This window comes from Pseudomonas sp. PH1b, from assembly GCF_000633395.1.
Taxonomy (GTDB): Bacteria; Pseudomonadota; Gammaproteobacteria; order Pseudomonadales; family Pseudomonadaceae; genus Aquipseudomonas.
Window position 1 is genome coordinate 90,449 of record NZ_AYMU01000020.1, and the last position, 23,421, is coordinate 113,869.

The 23,421-nt window shown below is 62.0% G+C and carries 21 protein-coding genes; 16 read left to right on the forward strand and 5 right to left on the reverse strand.

What is annotated here, in order from left to right; all coding sequences use genetic code 11:
- Positions 1 to 61: 61 nt before the first annotated feature.
- Positions 62 to 1,840, reverse strand: coding sequence for a GspE/PulE family protein (locus tag U873_RS0125520; protein ID WP_025130941.1), 1,779 nt, complete (start codon positions 1,838 to 1,840; stop codon positions 62 to 64).
- Between the two features lie 108 nt (positions 1,841 to 1,948).
- Positions 1,949 to 2,266 carry a hypothetical protein gene (locus tag U873_RS0125525; RefSeq protein WP_025130942.1) on the reverse strand — a complete coding sequence of 106 codons (318 nt, stop codon included), beginning with the start codon at positions 2,264 to 2,266 and terminating at the stop codon, positions 1,949 to 1,951.
- Between the two features lie 124 nt (positions 2,267 to 2,390).
- On the opposite strand from U873_RS0125525, the gene U873_RS0125530 reads away from it, so the two are divergent.
- Positions 2,391 to 2,861: an Lrp/AsnC family transcriptional regulator gene (locus tag U873_RS0125530; RefSeq protein ID WP_025130943.1), complete on the forward strand. Its 471-nt coding sequence runs from the start codon at positions 2,391 to 2,393 to the stop codon at positions 2,859 to 2,861.
- A 28-nt stretch (positions 2,862 to 2,889) separates the two neighbouring features.
- On the opposite strand, the gene U873_RS0125535 is transcribed toward U873_RS0125530, so the two are convergent.
- Positions 2,890 to 4,257, reverse strand: coding sequence for an inorganic triphosphatase (locus tag U873_RS0125535; RefSeq protein ID WP_025130944.1), 1,368 nt, complete (start codon positions 4,255 to 4,257; stop codon positions 2,890 to 2,892).
- A gap of 159 nt (positions 4,258 to 4,416) precedes the next feature.
- Here U873_RS0125535 and argE point away from each other — a divergent pair, with 159 nt between their 5' ends.
- The 11 genes from argE (at position 4,417) to coaA (ending at position 15,915) form a co-directional block, all read left to right on the forward strand.
- Positions 4,417 to 5,574 (forward strand): acetylornithine deacetylase, encoded by a 1,158-nt coding sequence (gene argE, locus U873_RS0125540; RefSeq protein ID WP_025130945.1) that lies wholly within the window; start codon positions 4,417 to 4,419, stop codon positions 5,572 to 5,574.
- Positions 5,575 to 5,710: 136 nt separating this feature from the next.
- Positions 5,711 to 7,009: an amino-acid N-acetyltransferase gene (gene argA, locus U873_RS0125545; protein WP_025130946.1), complete on the forward strand. Its 1,299-nt coding sequence runs from the start codon at positions 5,711 to 5,713 to the stop codon at positions 7,007 to 7,009.
- A gap of 502 nt (positions 7,010 to 7,511) precedes the next feature.
- Entirely contained in the window at positions 7,512 to 8,909 is a 1,398-nt protein-coding gene (locus U873_RS0125550) for an OprD family porin (RefSeq protein WP_025130947.1), read from the forward strand.
- 272 nt (positions 8,910 to 9,181) lie between these two features.
- Positions 9,182 to 9,820 carry a peroxiredoxin gene (locus U873_RS0125555; protein WP_025130948.1) on the forward strand — a complete coding sequence of 213 codons (639 nt, stop codon included), beginning with the start codon at positions 9,182 to 9,184 and terminating at the stop codon, positions 9,818 to 9,820.
- Positions 9,821 to 10,131: 311 nt separating this feature from the next.
- The gene (gene ssuE / locus U873_RS0125560) at positions 10,132 to 10,725 is read left to right on the forward strand and encodes an NADPH-dependent FMN reductase (RefSeq protein ID WP_025130949.1); all 594 of its coding nucleotides are present in this window, start codon (positions 10,132 to 10,134) and stop codon (positions 10,723 to 10,725) included.
- Between the two features lie 88 nt (positions 10,726 to 10,813).
- Positions 10,814 to 11,779, forward strand: coding sequence for a sulfonate ABC transporter substrate-binding protein (locus U873_RS0125565; protein WP_025130950.1), 966 nt, complete (start codon positions 10,814 to 10,816; stop codon positions 11,777 to 11,779).
- 24 nt (positions 11,780 to 11,803) lie between these two features.
- Positions 11,804 to 12,952: an FMNH2-dependent alkanesulfonate monooxygenase gene (gene ssuD, locus U873_RS0125570; protein WP_025130951.1), complete on the forward strand. Its 1,149-nt coding sequence runs from the start codon at positions 11,804 to 11,806 to the stop codon at positions 12,950 to 12,952.
- A 9-nt stretch (positions 12,953 to 12,961) separates the two neighbouring features.
- Positions 12,962 to 13,750 carry an aliphatic sulfonate ABC transporter permease SsuC gene (gene ssuC, locus U873_RS0125575; RefSeq protein WP_011064108.1) on the forward strand — a complete coding sequence of 263 codons (789 nt, stop codon included), beginning with the start codon at positions 12,962 to 12,964 and terminating at the stop codon, positions 13,748 to 13,750.
- Positions 13,747 to 14,553 (forward strand): aliphatic sulfonates ABC transporter ATP-binding protein, encoded by an 807-nt coding sequence (ssuB, locus tag U873_RS0125580; RefSeq protein WP_011064107.1) that lies wholly within the window; start codon positions 13,747 to 13,749, stop codon positions 14,551 to 14,553. Before ssuC ends, ssuB begins: the two co-directional genes overlap by 4 nt.
- 109 nt (positions 14,554 to 14,662) lie before the next feature.
- Positions 14,663 to 14,878 carry a molybdopterin-binding protein gene (locus U873_RS0125585; protein ID WP_011064106.1) on the forward strand — a complete coding sequence of 72 codons (216 nt, stop codon included), beginning with the start codon at positions 14,663 to 14,665 and terminating at the stop codon, positions 14,876 to 14,878.
- Between the two features lie 119 nt (positions 14,879 to 14,997).
- A complete protein-coding gene (gene coaA / locus U873_RS0125590; RefSeq protein WP_025130952.1) occupies positions 14,998 to 15,915 on the forward strand; it encodes a type I pantothenate kinase in 918 nt (305 codons plus the stop codon).
- Positions 15,916 to 15,923: 8 nt separating this feature from the next.
- Here coaA and U873_RS0125595 read toward each other — a convergent pair whose 3' ends face one another.
- Together U873_RS0125595 and U873_RS0125600 are read right to left on the reverse strand one after the other, a co-directional pair.
- On the reverse strand, positions 15,924 to 16,562 hold the full coding sequence (locus U873_RS0125595) for a TetR/AcrR family transcriptional regulator (protein WP_025130953.1): 639 nt from the start codon (positions 16,560 to 16,562) through the stop codon (positions 15,924 to 15,926).
- Positions 16,563 to 16,704: 142 nt separating this feature from the next.
- Positions 16,705 to 18,081, reverse strand: coding sequence for a glutamine synthetase family protein (locus tag U873_RS0125600; RefSeq protein ID WP_011064103.1), 1,377 nt, complete (start codon positions 18,079 to 18,081; stop codon positions 16,705 to 16,707).
- A gap of 278 nt (positions 18,082 to 18,359) precedes the next feature.
- On the opposite strand from U873_RS0125600, the gene U873_RS0125605 reads away from it, so the two are divergent.
- From U873_RS0125605 to U873_RS0125620, 4 genes are all read left to right on the forward strand, one after another.
- Positions 18,360 to 19,142: a gamma-glutamyl-gamma-aminobutyrate hydrolase family protein gene (locus tag U873_RS0125605; RefSeq protein ID WP_025130954.1), complete on the forward strand. Its 783-nt coding sequence runs from the start codon at positions 18,360 to 18,362 to the stop codon at positions 19,140 to 19,142.
- 38 nt (positions 19,143 to 19,180) lie between these two features.
- Positions 19,181 to 20,539 carry a glutamine synthetase family protein gene (locus U873_RS0125610; RefSeq protein WP_011064101.1) on the forward strand — a complete coding sequence of 453 codons (1,359 nt, stop codon included), beginning with the start codon at positions 19,181 to 19,183 and terminating at the stop codon, positions 20,537 to 20,539.
- 56 nt (positions 20,540 to 20,595) lie between these two features.
- Positions 20,596 to 21,960 (forward strand): aspartate aminotransferase family protein, encoded by a 1,365-nt coding sequence (locus tag U873_RS0125615; protein ID WP_025130955.1) that lies wholly within the window; start codon positions 20,596 to 20,598, stop codon positions 21,958 to 21,960.
- 184 nt (positions 21,961 to 22,144) lie between these two features.
- Positions 22,145 to 23,242 (forward strand): polyamine ABC transporter substrate-binding protein, encoded by a 1,098-nt coding sequence (locus tag U873_RS0125620; protein ID WP_025130956.1) that lies wholly within the window; start codon positions 22,145 to 22,147, stop codon positions 23,240 to 23,242.
- Positions 23,243 to 23,421 lie beyond the last annotated feature (179 nt).

A 23,421-nucleotide genomic window follows, 5' to 3' on the forward strand; every position in this document is an offset into this window, starting at 1 on the left:
CTTGCTTATCTCGGCGGTGATTCAAGCGTAGTCCAGCGCCTGGGGTTCGCCTCCGGTGCTGCTATGGGGGCTGGTTGCCGGGCGTGACCCGTAGCACTTCCTCAAGGCTGGTCAGGCCTTGGGCAACCTTGTGCGCGGCAGCCAGGCGCAGGCTGCGCATGCCATCGGCGCAGGCCTGGCGGTGCAGGCGGGCAAGATCCAGGTCGCGATGGATCAGGGCCTTGAGGGATGAACCCAAGGGCATGATTTCGTAGACCCCGGTGCGCCCGTGGTAACCGGTACCCCGGCATTCGGCGCAGCCCACCGCGCGCTGGCCGTCGGCAGCAGGTGGCAGGTGCTGGGTTCCGGTCAGGTTTTCCCAGTCACCCGCCGTCAGCTCGGCGGGAACCTTGCAGTAGGGGCAGAGGGTGCGCAGAAGGCGCTGGGCCATGACCCCGATCAGGGTGGCCTTGATCAGGTAATGGGGCACCCCCAGTTCCAGCAACCGGCTGATGGCGCCGGGGGCGTCGTTGGTGTGCAGGGTGGACAGCACCAAGTGCCCGGTGAGCGCAGCCTGGATGGCCATTTCCGCGGTTTCCAGGTCGCGGATCTCGCCGATCATGATGATGTCCGGGTCCTGGCGCATCAGGGCCCGGACACCGCTGGAAAAGCTCAGGTCGATGTTGTGCTGGACCTGCATCTGGTTGAACGCCGGCTCGATCATCTCGATCGGGTCTTCGATGGTGCACAGGTTGACCTCGGGGGTCGCGAGCTTTTTCAGGGTGGTGTAGAGGGTGCTGGTCTTGCCCGAGCCGGTGGGGCCGGTGACCAGGATGATGCCGTTGGCCTGAGTGGTCATGGCCTGCCAGCGGCTCAGGTCGTCGGCGCAGAAGCCCAGCTGGTCGAAATCCTTGAGCAGCACCTGGGGGTCGAAGATGCGCATCACCAGCTTTTCGCCGAAGGCGGTGGGCAGGGTCGAGAGCCGCAATTCGATTTCGCTGCCTTCGGGCGTGCGGGTCTTGACCCGGCCATCCTGGGGTTTGCGTTTTTCCGCGACGTTCATCCGCCCCAGGCTCTTGAGGCGGCTGACGATGGCCAGGGTGACCTGGGGCGGGAACTGGTAGACGTTGTGCAACACCCCGTCGATGCGAAAACGCAGGGTGCCTTGCTCGCGGCGGGGCTCGATGTGGATATCGCTGGCCCGTTGCTGGAAGGCGTACTGGAACAGCCAGTCGACGATATTGACGATGTGGGCATCGTCGGCATCGGGTTCCTGGTCGCTGGCCCCGAGTTTGAGCAACTGCTCGAAGCTGCCCAGGCTGCTGGCCTTCTGCTCGCTGGTGGCCCCGCTCACCGACCTGGCCAGGCGATAGAACTCCAGGGCCAGGCGCTGGATTTCCACGGGGCTGGCCACCACTCGCCGGATCGGGCGCTTCAGGACATGGGCCAGATCGGCCTCCCAGGCACTGACGTAGGGCTGGGCACTGGCCACGGTCACGCCCTGGGCATCCACGGCCACGGCCAGGATCTTGTGCCGTTGGGCGAAGGTGTAGGACATCAGGGGGGTGATGCTGGCGACGTCGATGCGCAGGGGATCGATGCGCAGGTAGGGCTGACCGGCCTGCTGCGCGAGCCAGCAGGTGAGGCTGTCCAGGTCCAGGCGTCGGTCCGGGTGGTGCAGGTCCGGCAGGTGCTGGTTGGCGAGGAACTCCAGGGGATGCAGGGAGCTGCCGAGCCCCTGGCGACGGGCGCTCATCGCCTGCTCGGCAGCCTCCTGGCTGATGCGGCCCTGGCCAAGCAGGTCCCGCAGCAGGTCATTGAGGTCCAGCCAGCGATCCTGGGAAGTGTGCGCTGTGGCCATTGAGGCTCCTTGGGGCAATAGAGAGATGGGTCTCTGACCACAAAGTGCCAAGAATAGTCCCGCCAAGCCGAGGAGCCGTCGGCCAAGGGTTGCAGGGTTTTACCGGCTTTAGCCCGCGGCCTGCAGGCGGGCTGGTTCGGCCAGTTGCAGTTCCACCGAGCAGACGCTGATCAGGTTGCGCAGCTTTTCACTGATCACTCGGGCCCGGTGCCAGCTCAGGCCGTCGAGCTCCACTTCGATGTACAGCGTGGCGTCTTCTTGCAGCACCGCGACCCGTTGTGGCACCAGGAACTGCAGGGCGAAATGATTGAGCACCCGACACAGTACGTCGGCTTCGGCGTCGGCGACGACCTGATAGTGCACGCGGCAGTGAGCGTTGTTGACGCACCAGGCGTCGGCGCGGGGAGCAGGGTCAGGAAGGGGCATGGCGGTCTCCAGATCAGTGGAGAAATTTTTACATGCGGTTTCGGGTATTTCTTATCTAAGATTGGCTAGTTCTGGATTAAATCGAATTGTTCTATTCGATAAATATAAATTTAAGGAATTGATTATGCATAGCGAGCTGGACGCCTACGATCGCCGGATTCTCGCGTTGCTGCAAGAGGATGCTTCGCTCTCCAGCGCACAGATCGCCGAGCAGGTGGGATTGTCCCAGTCGCCGTGCTGGCGACGGATTCAGCGCTTGAAGGAAGAAGGGGTGATTCGCGGCCAGGTGACCTTGCTCGACCGCAAGAAGATCGGCCTCAACACGCAGATTTTTGCCGAGATCAAGCTCAACGCCCACGGGCGCTCCAACTTCACCGAATTCACCGAAGCGATCCGCGGGTTTCCGGAGGTGCTGGAGTGCTATGTGCTGATGGGGGCGGTGGATTTCCTGCTGCGCATCGTGACCGCGGATATCGAGGCGTATGAACGGTTCTTCTTCGAGAAGCTGTCCATGGTGCCGGGGATTCAGGAAGTGAACTCGATCGTTGCCTTGTCGGAGATCAAGTCCACCACCAGCCTGCCGGTCATGGGCTGAGCGGCGGCGGGCTGGGGCGGCGCTGCCGTTACATGCGCAGCAGGGTCTTCCAGGCACGGTTCTGGAACACCGCGATGGCCTGCTGCTTGCGGGCATCGAGGGTTTCATCGGTGATCGGCTCGTTGGCCAGTTGTGCCAGTTTGTTCAGTTCACCGTAGAGACGGTCCAGTTCCGCAATCTCCAGCACGGCCCGGGCGTGATGCAACCAGGCCTGGATGCGTTCGATACGCGGCAGTTGCTCGGCCAGGTCTTCGGGTTGCTGCTGGTAGCGCGGCAGCTGCAGGGAGGTAGCTTCCTCGGCCAGCAGGCGCGGCAGCCAGCTGCCCAGTTGCGCGGCGCCCTGACGGTTGCCACGGGTGTTGCGGTCGCCGGTCCAGGCGCGGGCCAGCAACCAGCGCGAGGTGTTCAGGGAGAACAGGCCCCAACGCACGTCCTGCAACTCTTCGATGAACTGCTCCGGTGCGGCCTTGCGCACGTCTTCGTCGTCGAGGCCGGCCTGCACCAGTGGCCGCCAGTCTTCGAGCAGGGCGTCCAGGGCGCTGCGCAGTTGCGCAGTGGACTGGCGTGGCGCGGCCTGGCCCAGGCTGCTGGCCAGGGCCCGCAGTTCGGCGAGGTTGTCTACCCAGTCCTGCAGCAGGCGCCAGTGACCGTTGAAGCGATATTGCTCGGCCAGGCGCTGGCTGCTTCCCAGCAGGTGCCAGGCGAGGGCGGCGAAGGCGTCGTCCAGCGCCAGTTCGGCACTCAGTTGCGGGGCGGGCAGGCTCAGGGAATAGCTGTCGGCATCGAACAGGCGATAGCCACGCTCGGCCTTGCTGATGTCGCAGGGCATCAGTGGCAGGGTGAGAGCCAGCTCGGCCGCCAGTTCCAGCAGCGCGGCCGGTTCGCCCTCACGCAGCTCCAGTTCCAGCTCGCAGATTTCTTCCTTCTGCTTGCCGGCAATGACCTGGCCCAGGTCCAGGGCCGCCTCGATCACTACCTTGGCCTTGCCACGGCCCCAGGCGATTTCTGCACGCTCACGAACAAAATCCGTGGTGAACAGTGGCTTGAGGGTCTTCTTGTCCAGCTCGGCCAGGGCCTCGGGCCAGCACTCGCCTTCGAGCTTCTTCACGTCGAGCTTGGCTTTGGGCAACTGCCAGTCGTACTCGTTGCGTTCGGACAGGCCGGCGACACTCTGGCCGCTGGTCTTGAGGGTCTGGATCACTGCGTCACCGTCGCGGCGCAGGCGCAGGGCAACCTTGGCCCGGGCCAGGTCGCGTTCTGGGGTGTCGAAGTACTGGTTCATCAGTTCACGGCGTTCCCAGCCACTTTTGTTGCGCTTTTTCAGCAGCGGGTGCTCGCGCAAAGCGGCGAGGGTTTCGCGGCTGACGCGGAGTTTGATTTCGGTTTCTTTCTGCATGGCCGGAAAATCCAGGATCGGGAGCGCAGCCGGGGAAGAGTTGGCTGCCAAGGCCGTGCAGTGTACAGGACAAGGCGCCAGGAGGTGCCGCGACGGTTCCTTCCGTTCACGTGATGCCTCTATGATTGACCTCATCTTGGGATCTTCCGGAGCCAGCTCATGTCATTGCCGTCCATGAAGGATCAGTTCGCCGCATTGATCGCCACGCCATCGGTGAGTTGCACCCAGCCGGCCCTGGACCAGTCCAACCGCCCGGTGATCGACCTGCTGGCCGGTTGGCTCGGTGATCTGGGGTTCGCCTGCGATATCCAGCAGGTCGGCCCGGGCAAGTTCAACCTGCTGGCCAGCTTTGGCAGTGGCCCCGGCGGCCTGGTGCTGGCCGGGCACAGTGATACGGTGCCGTTCGACGAGGCGCTGTGGCAGACCGATCCGCTGAAGCTGACCGAGGCTGATGGCCGTTGGATTGGCCTGGGCAGTTGCGACATGAAGGGTTTTTTCGCCTTGATCATCGAGGCGGTGCAGCCCCTGCTCGAGCAGCCGTTCAAGCAGCCCTTGCTGGTCCTGGCCACCTGCGACGAGGAAAGCTCCATGGCCGGGGCGCGTGCCCTGGCCGAGGCCGGTCGTCCCCTGGGACGTGCGGCGGTGATCGGCGAGCCTACGGGGCTCAAGCCGATCCGCCTGCACAAGGGGGTGATGATGGAGCGCATCGAGATCCTCGGGCGCAGCGGCCACTCCTCGGATCCGAGCCTGGGCCGCAGTGCCCTGGAAGCCATGCATGACGCCATCGGCGAACTGCGCGGGCTGCGCCTGCTGTGGCAGCGTGAATACCGCAATCCGCAGTTCAGCGTGCCGCAGCCGACCCTGAACTTCGGCTGCATCCACGGGGGCGACAATCCCAACCGCATCTGTGGCCAGTGCTCCCTGGAGTTCGACCTGCGGCCCTTGCCGGGCATGGACCCGCAAGCCCTGCGCGAGGCGATCCGGCAGAAGCTGCGGCCGATTGCCGAGCGCCATGAGGTGAAGATCGACTATGGGCCACTGTTCCCGGCGGTGCCGCCGTTCGAGCAGCCCGAGGATGCCGAGTTGGTGCGAGTGGCGGAGCGGCTGACCGGGCATCGCGCCGAAGCAGTAGCGTTTGGCACCGAAGCGCCTTATCTTCAGCGCCTTGGCTGCGAGACTCTGGTGCTCGGCCCCGGCGATATTGCCTGCGCCCACCAGCCGGGGGAGTACCTCGAAATGTCACGCTTGCAGCCTACCGTGCATCTATTACGAGAGTTGATTGAACATTACTGCCTGACGCCGGCCCAATTTCAGTAAATTGCCGGTGCCTTTGTCCGTACCCATGAGGAGAGTAAGCGTGTTGCCAAGCCTGTTCCGACGATAACCATCAGCCCGCTGTGCGTTTCCCGTTTCGTCCTTTCATAGGCTGCTTTTTATTTACAGGCTCAGGTTCATGCCCGAATACGTCAATTGGCTTCGCCACGCGTCTCCCTATATCAACGCCCACCGCGACTGCACCTTCGTGGTCATGCTGCCCGGCGACGGCGTTGAACATCCCAACTTCGGCAACATCGTTCACGACCTGGTGCTGCTCCACAGCCTGGGCGTACGCCTGGTGCTGGTGCACGGCTCGCGCCCGCAGATCGAAGCCCGCCTGGCCGCCCGTGGCCTGACGCCGCATTACCACCACGGCCTGCGGATCACCGACGCCGCGACCCTGGAGTGCGTGATCGACGCCGTTGGCCAGCTGCGCATTGCCATCGAGGCGCGGCTGTCCATGGACATGGCCTCTTCGCCGATGCAGGGCTCGCGGTTGCGGGTGGCCAGCGGCAACCTGGTCACCGCCCGCCCGATTGGCGTGCTGGAAGGCGTCGACTATCACCACACCGGCGAAGTGCGTCGGGTCGATCGCAAGGGCATCAACCGCCTGCTGGACGAGCGCTCCATCGTGTTGCTGTCGCCCCTGGGCTATTCGCCCACCGGCGAGACCTTCAACCTGGCCTGTGAAGACGTGGCCACCCGCGCGGCCATCGACCTGGGGGCCGACAAGCTGTTGCTGTTCGGCGCCGACCTGGGGCTGCTGGACGAAAATGGCAAGCTGGTGCGCGAGCTGCGCCCGCAGCAGGTCCCGGCCCACTTGCAGCGTCTGGGCAGCAACTACCAGGCTGAGCTGTTGGATGCAGCGGCCGAGGCGTGCCGCGGCGGGGTCGGACGCAGCCATATCGTCAGCTATGCCGAGGACGGCGCCTTGCTCACCGAACTCTTCACCCGCGACGGCGGCGGCACCCTGGTGGCCCAGGAGCAGTTCGAGCGGGTGCGCGAGGCGGCGATCGAGGATGTGGGCGGCTTGCTGGACCTGATCAGCCCGCTGGAAGAGCAGGGCATCCTGGTGCGGCGTTCCCGCGAGGTGCTGGAGCGCGAGATCGAGCAGTTCAGCGTGGTGGAGCGCGAGGGCATGATCATCGCCTGTGCGGCCCTGTACCAGATTGCCGATTCCGATGCCGGCGAGCTGGCGTGCCTGGCGGTGAACCCCGAGTACCGCCATGGCAAGCGCGGCGACGAACTGCTGGAAAGGATCGAGGCCCGCGCTCGGGCCCAGGGCCTGAAGACCCTGTTCGTCCTCACCACCCGTACCGCTCACTGGTTCCGCGAGCGTGGTTTCGTGCCCAGCAGTGTCGAGCGCCTGCCATCGGCCCGGGCCTCGCTGTACAACTACCAGCGCAATTCGAAGATCTTCGAAAAAGCCCTCTGAGCCCGCCTCTTTGCACAACTAGCCGCCACGGCCCGATCAATCGATCGAACCGCGGCGGCCAGCTGCACATGTCAGAAAAATTTCATTTCGATACAAAAACTGTAACAAATTGACGGGAGGATAGGCTCTTAGCCATGATTGCGTCGCTTTTTTGATCCTGAATGACGTTTTGCGCTTGTACACGCAGGGGATCTTGGGGGCTGAGCCAGGGGAATATCTTTCAGAAATAAGCTTGCAAGCGTCTACGCTGCATCTCTTGTCGGGAGAGTGGCGAGCTTTATTCCTGAAAGGTATGAAAAAGAATTAAACAATTCTTTTTGGGTTTATGAGTAATTCATTACCCTGCATGGACCAAATAACTGCGATTAGACCATGGTCGTAGACACAGATCGTTACGATTGACTTATCGGTCACGGTCTGGCGCTAATCGCGCATCTGTGGCACCCGGGCATTCGATCCGGGGCCAGGAACCACAAAAATTAGAAAACGAGAGGAGCGATACATGAACAAGTCCACCTTGGCCCTGGCTGTGGCCGTAGGGGTTTTGGCGCAGCAGGCAGGCGCCGCGGGTTTTGTCGAAGACAGCAAAGCTACCTTGGGGCTGCGTAACTTCTACATCAATACCGACAACCGCGACGGCGATACCAAAGCCGCGAAGGCCCAGAGCAAGCAGGAAGAATGGGGCCAAGGCTTCATTTTCAACTTCACCTCTGGCTACACCGAAGGCACCGTAGGTTTTGGCCTGGACGCAATCGGCCTGCTGGGCGTGCGTCTGGATTCCGGCGGCGGCACCAACGGCGCGAGCACCACTTCTTCCGGTGGCACTGTTTTCCCGACTCACTCCTCCAGCGGCAAGAACGCTCAAGCGGTGAACGATTATTCCAGCCTGGGTCTGACCGGCAAGGTCAAGGTTTCCCAGACCGAGCTGAAAATCGGCACCCTGATGCCTAACAACCCGGTGATCAAGTACAACGATGGTCGTCTGCTGCCACAAACCTTCCAGGGTGGCCAGATCACTTCCAACGAGATCAAGGACCTGACCCTGACTGCAGGTCAGATCGAGCACGCCAAGGGCCGTAACTCGAGCAACAACGAAGGTCTGTCCATCGCTGGAGCCAACGCCGGCTCCAACTATGATGCCGGCAAGTTCAGCAACAAGTTCTACTACGGTGGTGCGGACTACAAGATCACCAAGGATCTGACCGCTTCGTACTACTACGGCGAGCTGAAGGACTTCTACTCGCAGAACTTCCTGGGCCTGGTGCACAACTGGTCCATCGGTCCTGGCGTGCTGAAAAGTGACCTGCGCTACTACCGCAGCCGTGACAACGGTTCCAACGGCGACACCGCTGCCTACTACACCACCGGCTACTACCCGGACAAAGGCCTGTCGGCAATCACCAAAGGCAAGGTCGACAACAACCTGTACAGCTACCTGGCCCTGTACTCGGTTGAAGGCCACACCTTCGGTGGCGGCTACCAGTACAGCAACGGTGATAGCGATTTCCCTTGGTTGAACCAGGGTGACGGCTCGTCCAACAGCACCATTACCGACATGCAGATCCAGAAGTTCGCCCGTGCTGGCGAGCGTACCTGGCAGGCTCGCTACGCCTATGACTTCGCCAAGGTCGGTGTGCCTGGCCTGACCGCCGGTATCATCTACCTGCGTGGCAACAACATCGACACAGCCGGTAAAGTTGGCGCTGCGCAGAAAACCACTCTGGGCACTGGTGGCACTGAGTGGGAACGTGACCTGACCCTGTCCTACGTGGTTCCGCAAGGCCCACTGAAGAACCTGGGTCTGACCTGGAAAAACGCCATGTGGCGTAACGACATTCCGGGCCAGCGCGACCAGGACGAAAACCGCCTGATCGTCAGCTATTCGATCCCGCTGAAGTAATTGCGGTTGAAGCCTCGCCCGGCGCAATGCCGGGCGAGGTGTTGCTTCAAGTCAGGCCCACCCCCGTGAGCCCTTCCTGAGTCCCCCTCTTTTTACAGCTACTCAAGGCCTTCTCGAACCTTGTTGAGAAGGGTGGTCTTCCTGTGTCCGATGGTCCAGTGAAGAGATTTTTAATATTCAATTAAGTTATTAATAAATCGATATATATTCTTTTTAAATAGTCTCCCGTGCAGGCAGAGTAGCTCCATAACGCACTCACAGGAGCAGCACCCATGAGCCTCAGACTGGGCGACATCGCCCCCGACTTCGAACAGGATTCCAGTGCCGGCAAGATTCGTTTCCACGAGTGGCTGGGCGACAGCTGGGGCGTGCTGTTTTCCCATCCGGCGGATTTCACCCCGGTGTGCACCACCGAGCTGGGGTTCACTGCCAAGCTCAAGGACGAGTTCGCCCAGCGTTCAGTGAAGGCCATTGCCCTGTCGGTGGACCCGGTGGACTCCCATCACCGCTGGATCGAGGACATCAACGAAACCCAGCACACGGTCGTCAACTTCCCGATCCTGGCGGATGCCGATCGCAAGGTCTCGGACCTCTACGACCTGATCCACCCCAATGCCAGCGACACCTTGACCGTGCGTTCGCTGTTCGTCATCGACCCGAACAAGAAGATTCGCCTGACCATCACCTACCCGGCCAGCACCGGGCGCAACTTCAACGAAATCCTCCGGGTGATCGATTCACTGCAACTCACCGACAACTACAAGGTGGCCACCCCGGCCAACTGGCAGGACGGTGACGAGGTGGTGATCGTGCCGTCGCTCAAGGACGAGGAAGAGATCAAGCGACGCTTTCCCAAGGGGTATCGCGCAGTGAAGCCCTACCTGCGCCTGACCCCGCAACCCAACCGCTGACCCACTAACCGCTGTAGGAGCCGGCTTGCCGGCGAAGGCGGTGGTGAGGCCGGTTCAAGTTTCGCGGACCCTTTCGCGGGCAAGCCCGCTCCTACGCAGCACGCAGGAGTAACAGATCCACAAGGCAGGGGATTTGGGCCGTTTCGACGGCCTATTTTTTTGCCTGTCGTCCAGGGATTTGCATATGCATATATGGAATAAACAAATGAATAAATAAGATTTATGGATATAAAAATAGGCTGTTAATGTCTGTTCAGTCCGGCGAGATCGCATCCCGCGAATCGCTCTCTTTCGTTCAAGGAATTCCCTGCATGCTGGTGGTCTCTCTCGGTGGCAGTCCCAGCCAACGCTCCCGTTCCGGGGTGCTGCTGGAGTTGTCCAAGCGCTGGTTACAGCAGCAAGGCGTGGAAGTGGTCGGTTACCAGGTCCGGGACTTCCCGGCCGAGGATCTGCTTCACGCACGCTTCGACAGCCCCAAGGTCATCGACCTGCTGCAACAGATCGAACAGGCCGATGGCCTGCTGATCGCTACGCCGGTCTACAAGGCATCGTTCTCCGGCGCCCTGAAAACCCTGCTCGACCTGCTGCCGGAGCGCGCCCTGAGCCACAAGGTGGTGCTGCCCATGGCCACCGGCGGCAGCATTGCCCACATGCTGGCGGTGGATTACGCCCTGAAGCCGGTGCTGTCGGCGCTCAAGGCCCAGGAGATGCTCCAGGGCATCTTTGCCGAAGACAGCCAGATCGCCTACGGCGAGGGCAGCGCCCAGCCACAGTTGGCCCCAGCCCTGGAGCAGCGCCTGCACGAGGCCCTGGAGCAGTTTCACAGCGCCCTGGCCCGTCGTCCCAAGCCGCTGGATCCGAACCTGCTCAATGAACGCCTGTTGAGTGCTCGCTGGAGCATTTGAGCTTCACCCTGATTGAAACACTCGCCTTACTCGCCCGCCAACGGGCAAGCAGGTGCAGCCACAACCCCACAGCAAAAAGGAGAGCGCCATGCGCCCTGTCATTTTGCGTCGCGGTCTGGTCGCTCTGTTTGCTGCGGCTGTGTCCTTCGGCGCCATTGTTCAAGCTCAAGCCGACACCTTGCGTATCGGTTATCAGAAATACGGCACCCTGGTGTTGCTCAAGGCGCGGGGTTCGCTGGAGAAACGCCTGGCGCAGCAAGGTGTCGACGTGCAATGGACCGAGTTCCCCGGCGGCCCGCAACTGCTGGAAGGGCTCAATGTCGGCTCCATCGATTTCGGTGTGACCGGCGAGACACCACCGGTGTTCGCCCAGGCTGCCGGCGCCGACCTGCTCTATGTGGCCTATGAGCCACCGGCTCCCCACAGCGAAGCGATCCTGGTGCCCAAGGACTCGCCAATCAAGACGGTGCAGGACCTCAAGGGCAAGAAGGTGGTGCTGAACAAGGGCTCCAACGTCCACTACCTGCTGGTTCGCGCCCTGGAAGACGCCGGCCTCAAGTACAGCGACATCCAGACCGTGTTCCTGCCTCCGGCCGATGCCCGCGCCGCGTTCGAGCGTGGCAGTGTCGATGCCTGGGTGATCTGGGACCCCTACCAGGCGGCCGCCGAGCAGCAACTGCAGGCGCGCACCCTGCGTGACGGCAGCGGCATTGTCGACAACCACCAGTTCTACCTGGCGACCAAGCCCTACACCCAACAGCATCCCGAGGTGATCAAGGCCCTGGTGGAGGAGGTGCGGGCGGTAGGCGAGTGGTCCAGGGCCAATCCGCAGGAGGTCACCGAACAGGTGGCGCCGCTGCTGGGCTTGTCCACCGATATCACCCTGACTTCGGTCAAGCGCCAGGGCTATGGCGCAGGCTTCCTGACCCCGGAAGTCATCGCCGCACAGCAGAAGATCGCCGACAGCTTCTATCAGCTCAAGCTGATTCCCAAGCCGCTGCGCATTGCCGATGTGATCTGGACACCGACCGCCACCGTGGCCAAAGCGCCGTAATTCGACCCCTTAGGAGACCACTCCATGAGCCTCAACATCTTCTGGTTCCTGCCCACCCACGGCGACGGCCATTACCTTGGCACCGCCGAAGGCGCTCGCGCCGTCGACCATGGTTACCTGCAGCAGATTGCCCAGGCGGCCGATCGGCTCGGCTTTGGCGGCGTGCTGATTCCCACCGGGCGTTCCTGCGAGGATTCCTGGCTGGTGGCGGCCTCGTTGATTCCGGTGACCCAGCGCCTGAAGTTCCTGGTGGCCCTGCGCCCGGGGATCATTTCCCCGACGGTGGCGGCGCGTCAGGCGGCGACCCTGGATCGGCTGTCTGGCGGCCGGGCGCTGTTCAACCTGGTGACCGGTGGCGATCCGGACGAACTGGCCGGCGATGGCCTGTTCCTCGACCATGAAGAGCGCTACCAGGCTTCAGTGGAGTTCACCCGTATCTGGCGCCGGGTATTGGAAGGCGAAACCGTGGATTACGACGGCCAGCACATCAGCGTGAAGGGCGCCAAGCTGCTCTATCCGCCGCTGCAGCAACCCCGCCCGCCGCTGTATTTCGGCGGTTCCTCGGAAGCGGCCCAGGACCTGGCGGCCGAGCAGGTGGAGATGGTTCTGACCTGGGGCGAGCCGCCGGCCGCCGTGGCCGAGAAGATCCAGCAGGTGCGAGACAAGGCCGCCAAGCTTGGGCGCACTGTGCGCTTCGGCATTCGCCTGCACGTGATCGTGCGGGAAACCAATGCCGAGGCCTGGCAGGCCGCCGAACGCCTGATCTCCCACCTGGACGATGACACCATTGCCCGGGCCCAGGCGTCCCTGGCGCGCTTCGACTCCGTGGGCCAGCAGCGCATGGCGGCCCTGCACGGTGGCCGCCGCGACAGGCTGGAAGTCAGCCCCAATCTGTGGGCCGGCGTCGGCCTGGTGCGTGGTGGTGCCGGCACCGCCCTGGTGGGCGATGGCCCTACCGTGGCGGCGCGGATGCAGGAATACGCGGACCTGGGCATCGATACCTTCATCTTCTCCGGTTATCCACACCTGGAAGAATCCTATCGGGTGGCGGAACTGCTGTTCCCGCACCTGGACATCGAGCGGCCCAAGCTGCCCGAGACCGCAGGTTATGTCAGCCCGTTCGGAGAGATGGTCGCCAATGACATCATTCCCAAAGCCGCGTCCCAGAGCTGAGGTGCGGTCATGAATGGACAACGCATAGTGCAGCGGCTGGCGCCCTGGGGGCTGCCGCTGCTACTGCTCGCAGTGTGGCAGTTATCGGTGTCGGCCGGCTGGTTGTCGACCCGCATCCTGCCGGCTCCCAGTGCAGTGATCGAGGCCGGTGTCAGCCTGGTGCGCAGCGGCGACATCTGGACTCACCTGGCCATCAGCGGCTGGCGCGCCGGCCTGGGTTTTGTCATCGGTGGCGGCATCGGCCTGGCGCTGGGCTTTATCACCGGCCTGTCGAAGTGGGGCGAGCGGCTGCTGGATAGCTCGGTGCAGATGATCCGCAATGTGCCGCACCTGGCGCTGATTCCCCTGGTGATCCTGTGGTTCGGCATCGATGAGTCGGCGAAGATTTTCCTGGTGGCCCTGGGCACGCTGTTCCCGATCTACCTCAACACCTACCACGGCATCCGCAATGTCGACCCGGCGCTGGTGGAGATGGCCCGCAGCTACGGCCTGTCCGGCTTCGCCCTGTTCCGCCAGGTGATCCTGCCCGGCGCCCTGCCTTCGATCCTGGTGGGGGTGCGCTTTGCCCTGGGCTTCATGTGGCTGACCCTGATCGTCGCCGAAACCATTTCCGCCAGCTCCGGCATCGGCTACCTGGCAATGAACGCCCGGGAGTTCCTGCAGACCGACGTGGTGGTGCTGGCAATTGTTCTGTACGCGGTGCTCGGCAAGCTGGCGGACCTGGCCGCGCGTGGCCTGGAGCGGGTCTGGCTGCGCTGGCATCCGGCCTACCAAGTCGCCAAAGGCGGTGCCCAATGACGGCTCAACAACCTCCGCGGCTGCTGCAGGGCATTCCCCTGGCAGTGCGCAAACTGCAAAAGACTTTCGGTTCGCGGCAGGTGCTGCGGGAAATCGACCTGCACATTCCCGCCGGCCAGTTCGTGGCGGTGGTAGGGCGCAGCGGCTGCGGCAAAAGTACCTTGCTGCGCCTGCTGGCCGGCCTCGACCAGCCCAGCGCCGGCGAACTGCTGGCCGGTTCCGCGCCCTTGAGCGCCGCCATTGAAGACACCCGGCTGATGTTCCAGGAAGCGCGCCTGCTGCCCTGGAAAAAGGTCATCGATAACGTCGGGCTCGGGCTCAAGGGCAACTGGCGCCCGCAAGCCCTGCAAGCTCTGGAAGCCGTGGGCCTGGCGGACCGCGCCCAGGAATGGCCTGCGGCCCTGTCCGGTGGGCAGAAGCAGCGCGTGGCCCTGGCCCGCGCCCTGATCCACCAGCCGCGGCTGTTGCTGCTGGACGAGCCGCTGGGGGCGCTGGATGCCCTGACGCGGATCGAGATGCAGCAGTTGATCGAACGCCTGTGGCAGCAGCATGGCTTCACCGTGCTGCTGGTCACCCACGATGTCAGCGAAGCGGTGGCGATTGCCGATCGGGTGATCCTGATCGAGGACGGCGAGGTCGGTCTCGACCTGCACGTCGAGCTGCCACGCCCGCGGGTGCGGGGTTCCCATCGCCTGGCGGCGCTGGAAACCGAAGTCCTCAACCGTGTGCTGTCACTGCCCGGCTCGCCACCGGAACCGGAACCCGTTTCACCCTTGCCCACGCAGCTGCGCTGGGCGCTCTAGAGCAGCGGTAAGTTTCCAGCTGCAAGCGGCAAGCAAGAGCGTCGTGCTTGTGCTTGCAACTGACGGCTTGAAGCTTGCAGCTCTGTTTTTCGACCTTAGGAGAAATACCATGACCATCAAGGCCATCAACGTACGCAACCAGTTCAAGGGCACCATCAAGGAAATCGTCGAAGGCGACGTGCTGTCGGAAATCGACGTGCAGACCGCTTCCGGCATTGTCACTTCGGTGATCACCACCCGCTCGGTGAAAGAGCTGGAGCTGTCGATTGGCAGCGAAGTGATCGCCTTTGTGAAGTCCACCGAGGTATCGATCGCCAAGTTGTGAACGACGCACGATCAAGGCCCCGAACGGTGCGAGCCCTTCGGGGCTTTTTTCATGGGCGCTGTAAATAACGGTCAGATTTGATACTTTCCCTGCTTTCGGCAAGGCCTGACAGTACAGACATGACAACAAAGCAGGGTCCAAACGTGGGGTATCTGGAGTTCGATCGCGACCATTGGTCCGCTCTCCGGGCCGCAGAGCCGATGAACCTGTCGCCCTCCGATATGGAGGCGCTGACCAGCCCGACCCAGCCCATGGCGCCCGATGAAGTGCGGCAGGTCCTGCTGCCGCTGTCGCGCCTGCTGCATTTGCATGCGGCCCAAGTGCAGTCGCTCAAGGTGCCGCAGATCGGTTTCAAGGCCCCCTACGTGATCGGTGTTTCCGGCAGCGTGGCGGTGGGCAAGAGCAGTTTTGCCCGGGTCCTGGCGGCGCTGCTGGCCTATTGGCCGGGCAAGCCCAATGTGCACCTGGTGACCACGGATTCGTTCCTGTTCCCGCTGGCCACCCTGCAGGAAAAAAACATCCTGCACCGCAAGGGCTTTCCCGAGTCCTATGACGAGCCGCTGTTCGTGGATTTTCTCCAGGCGGTGTGCCGCCGGGGCGAAGCGGCGCGGATTCCCATCTATTCCCATGTGCGCTACGACATCCTGGCCGATGAGGCGCAGTCGGTGGAGGCGCCGGACATCATCATCCTGGAAGGCTTGAATGTGTTGCAGGGGGAGCAGGGCCAGGGCCTGAATGCCCTGGATTTCATCGACTTCTCGATTTATGTCGACGCCCCTGAAGCGACCATCAAGACCTGGTACCTGGAGCGGTTCGTCTACCTGAAGAACACGGCCTTCCAGTCGGCGGATTCCTATTTCAACAAGTACAAGGGCCTGTCCGATTCCGAGGCGCTGTCAGTGGCCTCCGATACCTGGGACCGGGTCAACCTGAAGAACCTGGTTGAAAACATCCTGCCGACTCGGGAGCGGGCCAACCTGATCATCCACAAGTCGGCGGACCACAGCATCGACCGATTGCTGCTGCGCCAGGCCTGAGCCGGCGTTCAGCGCGGGGTGGTGCGCTTGGCCAGGTAGGGCGGCAGGTACAGGCCCAGGTAGGCATCGAACACGCGCATGCCTTCCTCGGCCATGCGTGGGGTGATCTGCCCGTGCTGCTGCACAGAGCGGGCATACACCCGATCTCCCAGCTCCATGGCCAGGGCGAACACGTCCACATCGGCGGGCAGCGTTGGCAACTCGAAATGATGATCGAACAGCTTGTGCATCAGGTCCCCCAGCTCGATGTCGTGCTGGCGGTCGGCCTGGGTGACTTCGGTCAGGCCGTGCTGGGCGAGAATCAGTTGGCGGGCCGCCGCGTCCTCGCCGTAGATGTCGAGCATGCGTTGTTCCACCAGGCGCGACAGGTCGCGCCAGCTGCCGAGCCGCTCATGATCGATAGGTTCCAGCAGGCAGGCGCGGAACGCCGCGTGGACATCGGCGGTGAGGGCCTCCAGCAGGGCCGGGACGCTGGCGAAGAAGTGATAGACCGAGGATGGCGGGATCTGCGCCTTGTCGGCCACGCTGTAGATCGACAGGCTGGCCACGCCCTCGGCCGCCAGCAGGGTTCGTGCGGCGTCGAGTATCGAGTCGATCCGGGCCTGGCTGCGTGCACGGGGTTTGCGAAGCGGTGCGGTGCGCGTCATCAGTCTCTCCTACAGGGCAGCGGGCATTGTACGCGAGTGGGCGGTTATCCCTGTAGCCGCAGCCTGGGGCGCATCCGAATCACGGGCATAAAAAAAACGCCGCCGGGATAAACCCTGCGGCGTTCTTCAATGCAGCTGGCGCTTACACGGTGTGCAGGTACCAGTTGTATTCGAGGTCGGAGATGGAGTGTTCGAACTCCTCCAGCTCACTTTCCTTACAGGCGACGAAGATATCGATGTATTTCGGATCGATGTACTTGGCCATGACTTCGCTGTCGTCCAACTCGCGCAGGGCATCACGCAGGTTGTTCGGCAGGCTCTGCTCGTTCTGCTCGTAGGAGTTGCCTTCGGTCGGCGCCCCCGGCTCGATCTTGTTGGTCAGGCCGTGGTGCACGCCCGCCAGGACCGAAGCCATCAACAGGTAGGGGTTGGCGTCGGCGCCAGCGACCCGGTGTTCGATGCGCACGGCATCGGCCGAGCCGGTCGGCACGCGGATGGCCACGGTGCGGTTGTCCAGGCCCCAGCTTGGCGAGTTCGGTACGTAGAACTGTGCGCCAAAACGACGGTAGGAGTTGACGTTCGGGCAGAGGAAAGCCATCTGCGCCGGTAGGGTCTCGAGCACACCGCCGATCGCGTGACGCAGTGCGGCGTTCTGCTCGGGATCCTCGCTGGCGAAGATGTTCTTGCCATCTTTGTCCAGAACCGAAATGTGAACGTGCAGACCATTGCCCGCCTGGCCCGGGTAAGGCTTGGCCATGAAGGTGGTGTCCATCTCATGGTCGTAGGCGATGTTCTTGATCAGGCGCTTGAGCAGGACCGCATAGTCGCAGGCCTTGATCGGGTCGGCGACGTGGTGCAGGTTCACTTCGAACTGCGCCGGGGCGCTTTCCTTGACGATGGCGTCGGCCGGGATGCCTTGTTCCTTGGCACCTTCGAGGATGTCCTGGAGGCAGTCGACGTATTCGTCGAGGTCGTCGATCAGGTAGACCTGGGTGGAATGCGGGCGCTTGCCGGAGATCGGCGAGCGTGGCGGCTGTGGCCGGCCGTTCACATTCTCCTGGTCGATCAGGTAGAACTCCAGCTCGAAAGCGGCGCAGATGGTCAGGCCCAGTTCGTCGAACTTGGTGACGACCTGGCGCAGCACTTCCCGCGGGTCGGCGAAGAACGGATCGCCTTCCAGTTCGTGCATGGTCATCAGCAATTGCGCGGTAGGGCGCTTCTGCCAAGGCTCGTTGCACAGGGTGTCGGGGATTGGATAGCAGATCCGGTCAGCATCGCCGATGTCCAGGCCCAGGCCGGTGCTTTCCACCGTGGAGCCGTTGATATCCAGGGCAAACAGCGAGGCCGGCAGGTTGATGCCTTTCTCGTAAACCTTGTGGAGGCTGGTGCGTTCGATGCGCTTGCCGCGCACCACACCATTCATATCCGCAATCAGAAGGTCAACGTACAGAACTTCTGGATGTTCCTTGAGGAACGCGTTCGCTTCGTTGAGCTGAACGGCACGCGGGGGTACCGACATGATGCAACACCTTTGTTGTTAAAAATATCAATCATTGATCTTTTCTGGTTTCAGTCAACCCGAACGGCATGCCGAAGTCAAGCAAGGCCTTTTATGCCCTAATAAAGGGCTACCGAGGCTCTTTTGAGGCAAAACAGGGCGTTTTTTGGGCCTTGACCACCATGTGCACCGCAGGCTTGAGCGGGCCGTGTTGTATTTTTTACGGGGGTGTTGTGTAAAAAAATGAACAAGGCTAAGCTCGAATCAAACCCATAACAGCAATAATACCGGGGTGTTTCATGTCTCGCCTGCCGTTAATCGGCGTCACCGCCTGCTCCAGGCAGATCGGTTTGCATGCCTATCACATCAGTGGCGACGAGTATGTCCAGGCAGTAGCCAGCGCAGCCCAGGGCTTGCCGGTGATTCTTGCCTCCATGGCAGACTTGCTTTCCCCGTCCGATATTCTGGACGGTCTGGACGGCATCCTCTTTACCGGCTCACCTTCCAATATAGAACCTTTCCATTACCTGGGGTCGGCCAGTGCACCAGGCACTGCTCATGATTCTGCACGGGATGCGGCCACCTTGCCGCTGCTCACTGCCGCCGTCGAGGCCGGGGTGCCGGTGCTGGGCATCTGCCGTGGCTTTCAGGAAATGAACGTGGCCCTGGGCGGCAGCCTCCACCAGAACGTGCATGAGGTGGGGCCCTTCAACGACCACCGGCACGCAGAAAAACCAGGCCAGCCCCTGGATGACTGGTACGCGCCAGCCCACGACGTGCACATCCAGGCAGGTGGCGTCCTGGCGGGCCTGGGCCTGCCCCGGGATATCCAGGTCAACTCGATTCATGCCCAGGGCGTAGAGCGCCTGGCACCAGGCCTGCGGGTCGAGGCGCTGGCGCCTGACGGCCTGATAGAGGCGATCTCCGTCGATACCGCCAAGGCATTTACGTTGGGGGTGCAATGGCACCCCGAATGGCAGGTAAGCTGCAATCCTCACTACCTGGCGATTTTCCAGGCTTTTGGGGATGCCTGTCGCAAGCGGGCAAAACAGCGCGACGCCGAAGCGTCATACAACGCCTGACTTAATAGAGAGTCAGGAAACTCAGCCTAGAGGCATTTATGAGTAACAACCTCGACCAGCTCACCGATTGGTTGAAAGACCACAAGATCACAGAAGTCGAATGCATGATCGGCGACTTGACCGGGATCACCCGGGGCAAGATCTCGCCGACCAACAAGTTCATTGCCGAAAAAGGCATGCGCCTGCCCGAGAGCGTGCTGTTGCAGACCGTGACCGGCGACTATGTCGAAGACGACATCTATTACGAGCTGCTGGACCCGGCGGACATCGACATGGTCTGCCGCCCCGACCAGAACGCGGTGTACCTCGTGCCCTGGGCCATCGAGCCCACTGCCCAGGTGATCCACGACACCTACGACAAGCAGGGCAACCCGATCGAGCTGTCGCCGCGCAACGTCCTGAAGAAGGTCCTGAAACTCTATGCCGACCACGGCTGGCAGCCGATCGTGGCGCCGGAAATGGAGTTCTACCTGACCAAGCGCAGCGACGACCCCGACTACCCGCTGCAGCCGCCGATCGGTCGTTCCGGTCGCCCGGAAACCGGGCGCCAGTCGTTCTCTATTGAGGCGGCCAACGAATTCGACCCGCTGTTCGAGGATGTCTACGACTGGTGCGAGCTGCAGGAGCTGGACCTGGACACCCTGATCCACGAGGACGGCACGGCGCAGATGGAGATCAACTTCCGTCACGGCGATGCATTGTCCCTGGCCGACCAGATCCTGGTGTTCAAGCGCACCATGCGCGAAGCCGCGCTCAAGCACGACGTGGCCGCCACCTTCATGGCCAAGCCCATGACCGGCGAGCCTGGCAGCGCCATGCACCTGCACCAGAGCATCATCGACATCAACACGGGCAAGAACGTCTTCTCCAATGAAGACGGGACCATGAGCCAGCTGTTCCTCAACCATATCGGCGGGCTGCAGAAGTTCATTCCCGAGTTGTTGCCGCTGTTCGCCCCCAACGTCAACTCGTTCCGCCGCTTCCTGCCCGACACCTCGGCGCCGGTGAATGTGGAGTGGGGTGAGGAGAACCGCACCGTGGGCCTGCGGGTGCCGGATGCCGGGCCACAGAACCGCCGGGTGGAAAACCGCCTGCCGGGCGCCGACGCCAACCCCTACCTGGCGATTGCCGCCAGCTTGCTGTGTGGCTACATCGGCATGGTCGAAGGCCACAACCCAAGCGCGCCGGTGGTCGGTCGTGGTTACGAGCGGCGCAACCTGCGCCTGCCGCTGACCATCGAGGATGCGCTGGAGCGTATGGAAAACAGCAAGACCATCGAGAAGTACCTGGGCCAGAAGTTCATCACCGGCTATGTCGCGGTGAAGCGGGCCGAGCATGAAAACTTCAAGCGCGTGATCAGTTCGTGGGAGCGGGAGTTCCTGTTGTTCGCCGTCTGATCCGCCGGGCGCCACTGCCCGCCAGTGGCGCCTTCACTGACACTTAGGAGAGATTGATGACTCATAAAAACCCGCAAACCCGCGAGTGGCAGACCCTTAGCAATGATCACCACTTGGCACCTTTTAGTGACTTCAAACAGTTGAAGGAAAAGGGGCCGCGGATCATCACCCATGCCAAGGGTGTGTACCTCTGGGACAGTGAAGGCAATCAGATTCTCGACGGCATGGCCGGCCTGTGGTGCGTAGCCATCGGTTATGGCCGTGACGAGCTCGCCGAGGCCGCCAGCAAGCAGATGCGTGAGCTGCCTTACTACAACCTGTTTTTCCAGACTGCCCACCCGCCTGTGCTGGAGCTGTCCAAGGCGATTGCCGAGGTGGCGCCGGAAGGCATGAACCACGTGTTTTTCACCGGCTCCGGCTCCGAAGGCAACGACACCATGCTGCGCATGGTTCGTCACTACTGGGCGATCAAGGGCCAGCCGAACAAGAAAACCATCATCAGCCGGGTCAACGGCTACCACGGTTCCACGGTGGCCGGCGCCAGCCTCGGCGGCATGACCTACATGCACGAGCAGGGCGACCTGCCGATTCCGGGCATCGTCCACATCCCGCAGCCGTACTGGTTCGGCGAGGGTGGCGACATGAGCCCTGAAGAGTTCGGTATCTGGGCCGCCAACCAGCTCGAAGAGAAGATCCTCGAACTGGGCGTGGACAATGTCGGCGCCTTTATCGCCGAACCGATCCAGGGCGCCGGAGGCGTGATCATCCCGCCGGACAGCTACTGGCCGCGGATCAAGGAAATCCTCGCCAAGTACGACATCCTCTTCGTCGCCGACGAAGTGATCTGTGGCTTTGGCCGCACCGGTGAGTGGTTCGGTAGCGATTTCTACGACCTCAAGCCGGACATGATGACCATCGCCAAGGGCCTGACCTCCGGCTACATCCCCATGGGCGGCTTGATCGTGCGCGACGAAGTGGTGGCGGTGCTCAATGAGGGCGGCGACTTCAACCACGGCTTCACTTATTCCGGGCACCCGGTGGCCGCCGCCGTAGCCCTGGAAAACATCCGCATCATGCGTGAAGAGAAAATTATCCAGCGCGCCCATGAAAAAGCGGCACCTTATTTGCAGAAACGTCTGCGCGAGCTGAGCGATCACCCGTTGGTGGGCGAAGTTCGCGGGGTAGGGCTGCTGGGGGCCATCGAACTGGTCAAGGACAAGGCCACCCGGGCGCGTTACGAAGGCCGTGGTGTGGGCATGATCTGCCGGCAGTTCTGCTTCGACAACGGCCTGATCATGCGCGCCGTGGGCGACACCATGATCATTGCGCCGCCCCTGGTGATCAGCGAAGCGGAGATCGATGAACTGGTAACCAAGGCGCGCAAGTGTCTGGACCTGACCCTGAGTGTGCTCGAGGGCTGAGTGCTAGGCTTTGAGCGCGGTGCTTGCGGGCACTGCGTTCAAAGCAGATATAAAGGCCTGGTCTTTTCTTGAAAGCCGGCCTTGGATCTTGCCAGACTACCCGCCGTTCCGTTTGCCCGGACTCTGGCCGCTGAACGAGTGGTTAAAAAGAATAATTGGAGCATTACGCATGAAGGCATTAGGTATGAAGTTAGCTGGCAAGACCCTCCTCGCCATGTCCCTGATGGGCGTGATGGCGGCGGCAGCACAAGCGGACGATAAGGTGCTGCACGTTTACAACTGGTCCGATTACATCGCGCCGGACACCATCAAGAAGTTTGAAGCCGAATCGGGCATCAAGGTTGTCTATGACGTGTTCGACAGCAATGAAACTCTGGAAGCCAAGTTGCTCGCCGGCAAGTCCGGATATGACGTGGTAGTGCCTTCCAACAACTTCCTGGCCAAGCAGATCAAGGCCGGTGTCTACCAGGAACTGGACAAGTCCAAGTTGCCGAACTGGAAAAACCTCAACGAATCACTGCTCAAGGCGGTGTCGGTGAGTGACCCGGGCAACAAGCACGCCTTCCCTTACATGTGGGGCTCGATCGGTATCGGTTTCAACGCCGAGAAGGTCAAGGCCGCGCTGGGTGCCGATGCGCCGACCAACTCCTGGGACCTGCTGTTCAAGCCGGAAAACGCCGAGAAGTTGAAGTCCTGCGGCATCAGTTTCCTCGATTCGCCAACCGAGATGATTCCGGTGGCGCTGCACTACCTGGGCTATCCGACCGACAGCCAGGACAAGAAGCAACTGGCTGAAGCCGAAGCGCTGTTCCTCAAGATTCGTCCTTCGATCGGCTACTTCCATTCCTCCAAGTACATTTCCGACCTGGCCAACGGCAACATCTGCGTCGCCGTGGGTTATTCGGGTGACGTCTACCAGGCCAAGGCCCGCGCTGCCGAAGCCGGTGACAAGGTCAAGGTCAGCTACAACATCCCCAAAGAGGGTGCTGGCAGCTTCTACGATATGGTCGCCATCCCCAAGGATGCTGAAAACGTCGAAGGCGCCTACAAGTTCATGACCTTCCTGCAGAAGCCGGAAATCATGGCCGAGATCACCAACGCCGTGCGTTTCCCCAACGGTAACGCGGCTGCAACCCCATTGGTCGATAAAGACATCACCAGCGACCCGGGCATTTACCCACCTGCTGATGTACAGGCCAAGCTGTACGCGATTGCCGACTTGCCGGCCGCAACCCAGCGCATCCTGACCCGCAGCTGGACCAAGATCAAATCCGGTAAATAAGCCGGTTTGCAGCACTACCCTGTTGCCGTCGTCATGGCGAGGGCGGCAACAGGAAACAATTAAATGACAGAAAGTTTTGCTGGATTGGTTTATCGAGGGTAAGTTGCGCGCCGGTTTTGTTGCTGGGCAGTCCAGGGCTGTCAGGTAGCGCGGGGCCACTTGAGCCCAACTATTCAAGT

Coding starts and splice junctions, on each gene's coding strand:
- U873_RS0125520 (WP_025130941.1), bottom strand. CDS start 1,840: ATGGCCACAGCGCACACTTCCCAGGATCGCTGGCTGGACCTCAATGAC.
- U873_RS0125525 (WP_025130942.1), bottom strand. CDS start 2,266: ATGCCCCTTCCTGACCCTGCTCCCCGCGCCGACGCCTGGTGCGTCAAC.
- U873_RS0125530 (WP_025130943.1), top strand. CDS start 2,391: ATGCATAGCGAGCTGGACGCCTACGATCGCCGGATTCTCGCGTTGCTG.
- U873_RS0125535 (WP_025130944.1), bottom strand. CDS start 4,257: ATGCAGAAAGAAACCGAAATCAAACTCCGCGTCAGCCGCGAAACCCTC.
- argE (WP_025130945.1), top strand. CDS start 4,417: ATGTCATTGCCGTCCATGAAGGATCAGTTCGCCGCATTGATCGCCACG.
- argA (WP_025130946.1), top strand. CDS start 5,711: ATGCCCGAATACGTCAATTGGCTTCGCCACGCGTCTCCCTATATCAAC.
- U873_RS0125550 (WP_025130947.1), top strand. CDS start 7,512: ATGAACAAGTCCACCTTGGCCCTGGCTGTGGCCGTAGGGGTTTTGGCG.
- U873_RS0125555 (WP_025130948.1), top strand. CDS start 9,182: ATGAGCCTCAGACTGGGCGACATCGCCCCCGACTTCGAACAGGATTCC.
- ssuE (WP_025130949.1), top strand. CDS start 10,132: ATGCTGGTGGTCTCTCTCGGTGGCAGTCCCAGCCAACGCTCCCGTTCC.
- U873_RS0125565 (WP_025130950.1), top strand. CDS start 10,814: ATGCGCCCTGTCATTTTGCGTCGCGGTCTGGTCGCTCTGTTTGCTGCG.
- ssuD (WP_025130951.1), top strand. CDS start 11,804: ATGAGCCTCAACATCTTCTGGTTCCTGCCCACCCACGGCGACGGCCAT.
- ssuC (WP_011064108.1), top strand. CDS start 12,962: ATGAATGGACAACGCATAGTGCAGCGGCTGGCGCCCTGGGGGCTGCCG.
- ssuB (WP_011064107.1), top strand. CDS start 13,747: ATGACGGCTCAACAACCTCCGCGGCTGCTGCAGGGCATTCCCCTGGCA.
- U873_RS0125585 (WP_011064106.1), top strand. CDS start 14,663: ATGACCATCAAGGCCATCAACGTACGCAACCAGTTCAAGGGCACCATC.
- coaA (WP_025130952.1), top strand. CDS start 14,998: ATGACAACAAAGCAGGGTCCAAACGTGGGGTATCTGGAGTTCGATCGC.
- U873_RS0125595 (WP_025130953.1), bottom strand. CDS start 16,562: ATGACGCGCACCGCACCGCTTCGCAAACCCCGTGCACGCAGCCAGGCC.
- U873_RS0125600 (WP_011064103.1), bottom strand. CDS start 18,081: ATGTCGGTACCCCCGCGTGCCGTTCAGCTCAACGAAGCGAACGCGTTC.
- U873_RS0125605 (WP_025130954.1), top strand. CDS start 18,360: ATGTCTCGCCTGCCGTTAATCGGCGTCACCGCCTGCTCCAGGCAGATC.
- U873_RS0125610 (WP_011064101.1), top strand. CDS start 19,181: ATGAGTAACAACCTCGACCAGCTCACCGATTGGTTGAAAGACCACAAG.
- U873_RS0125615 (WP_025130955.1), top strand. CDS start 20,596: ATGACTCATAAAAACCCGCAAACCCGCGAGTGGCAGACCCTTAGCAAT.
- U873_RS0125620 (WP_025130956.1), top strand. CDS start 22,145: ATGAAGTTAGCTGGCAAGACCCTCCTCGCCATGTCCCTGATGGGCGTG.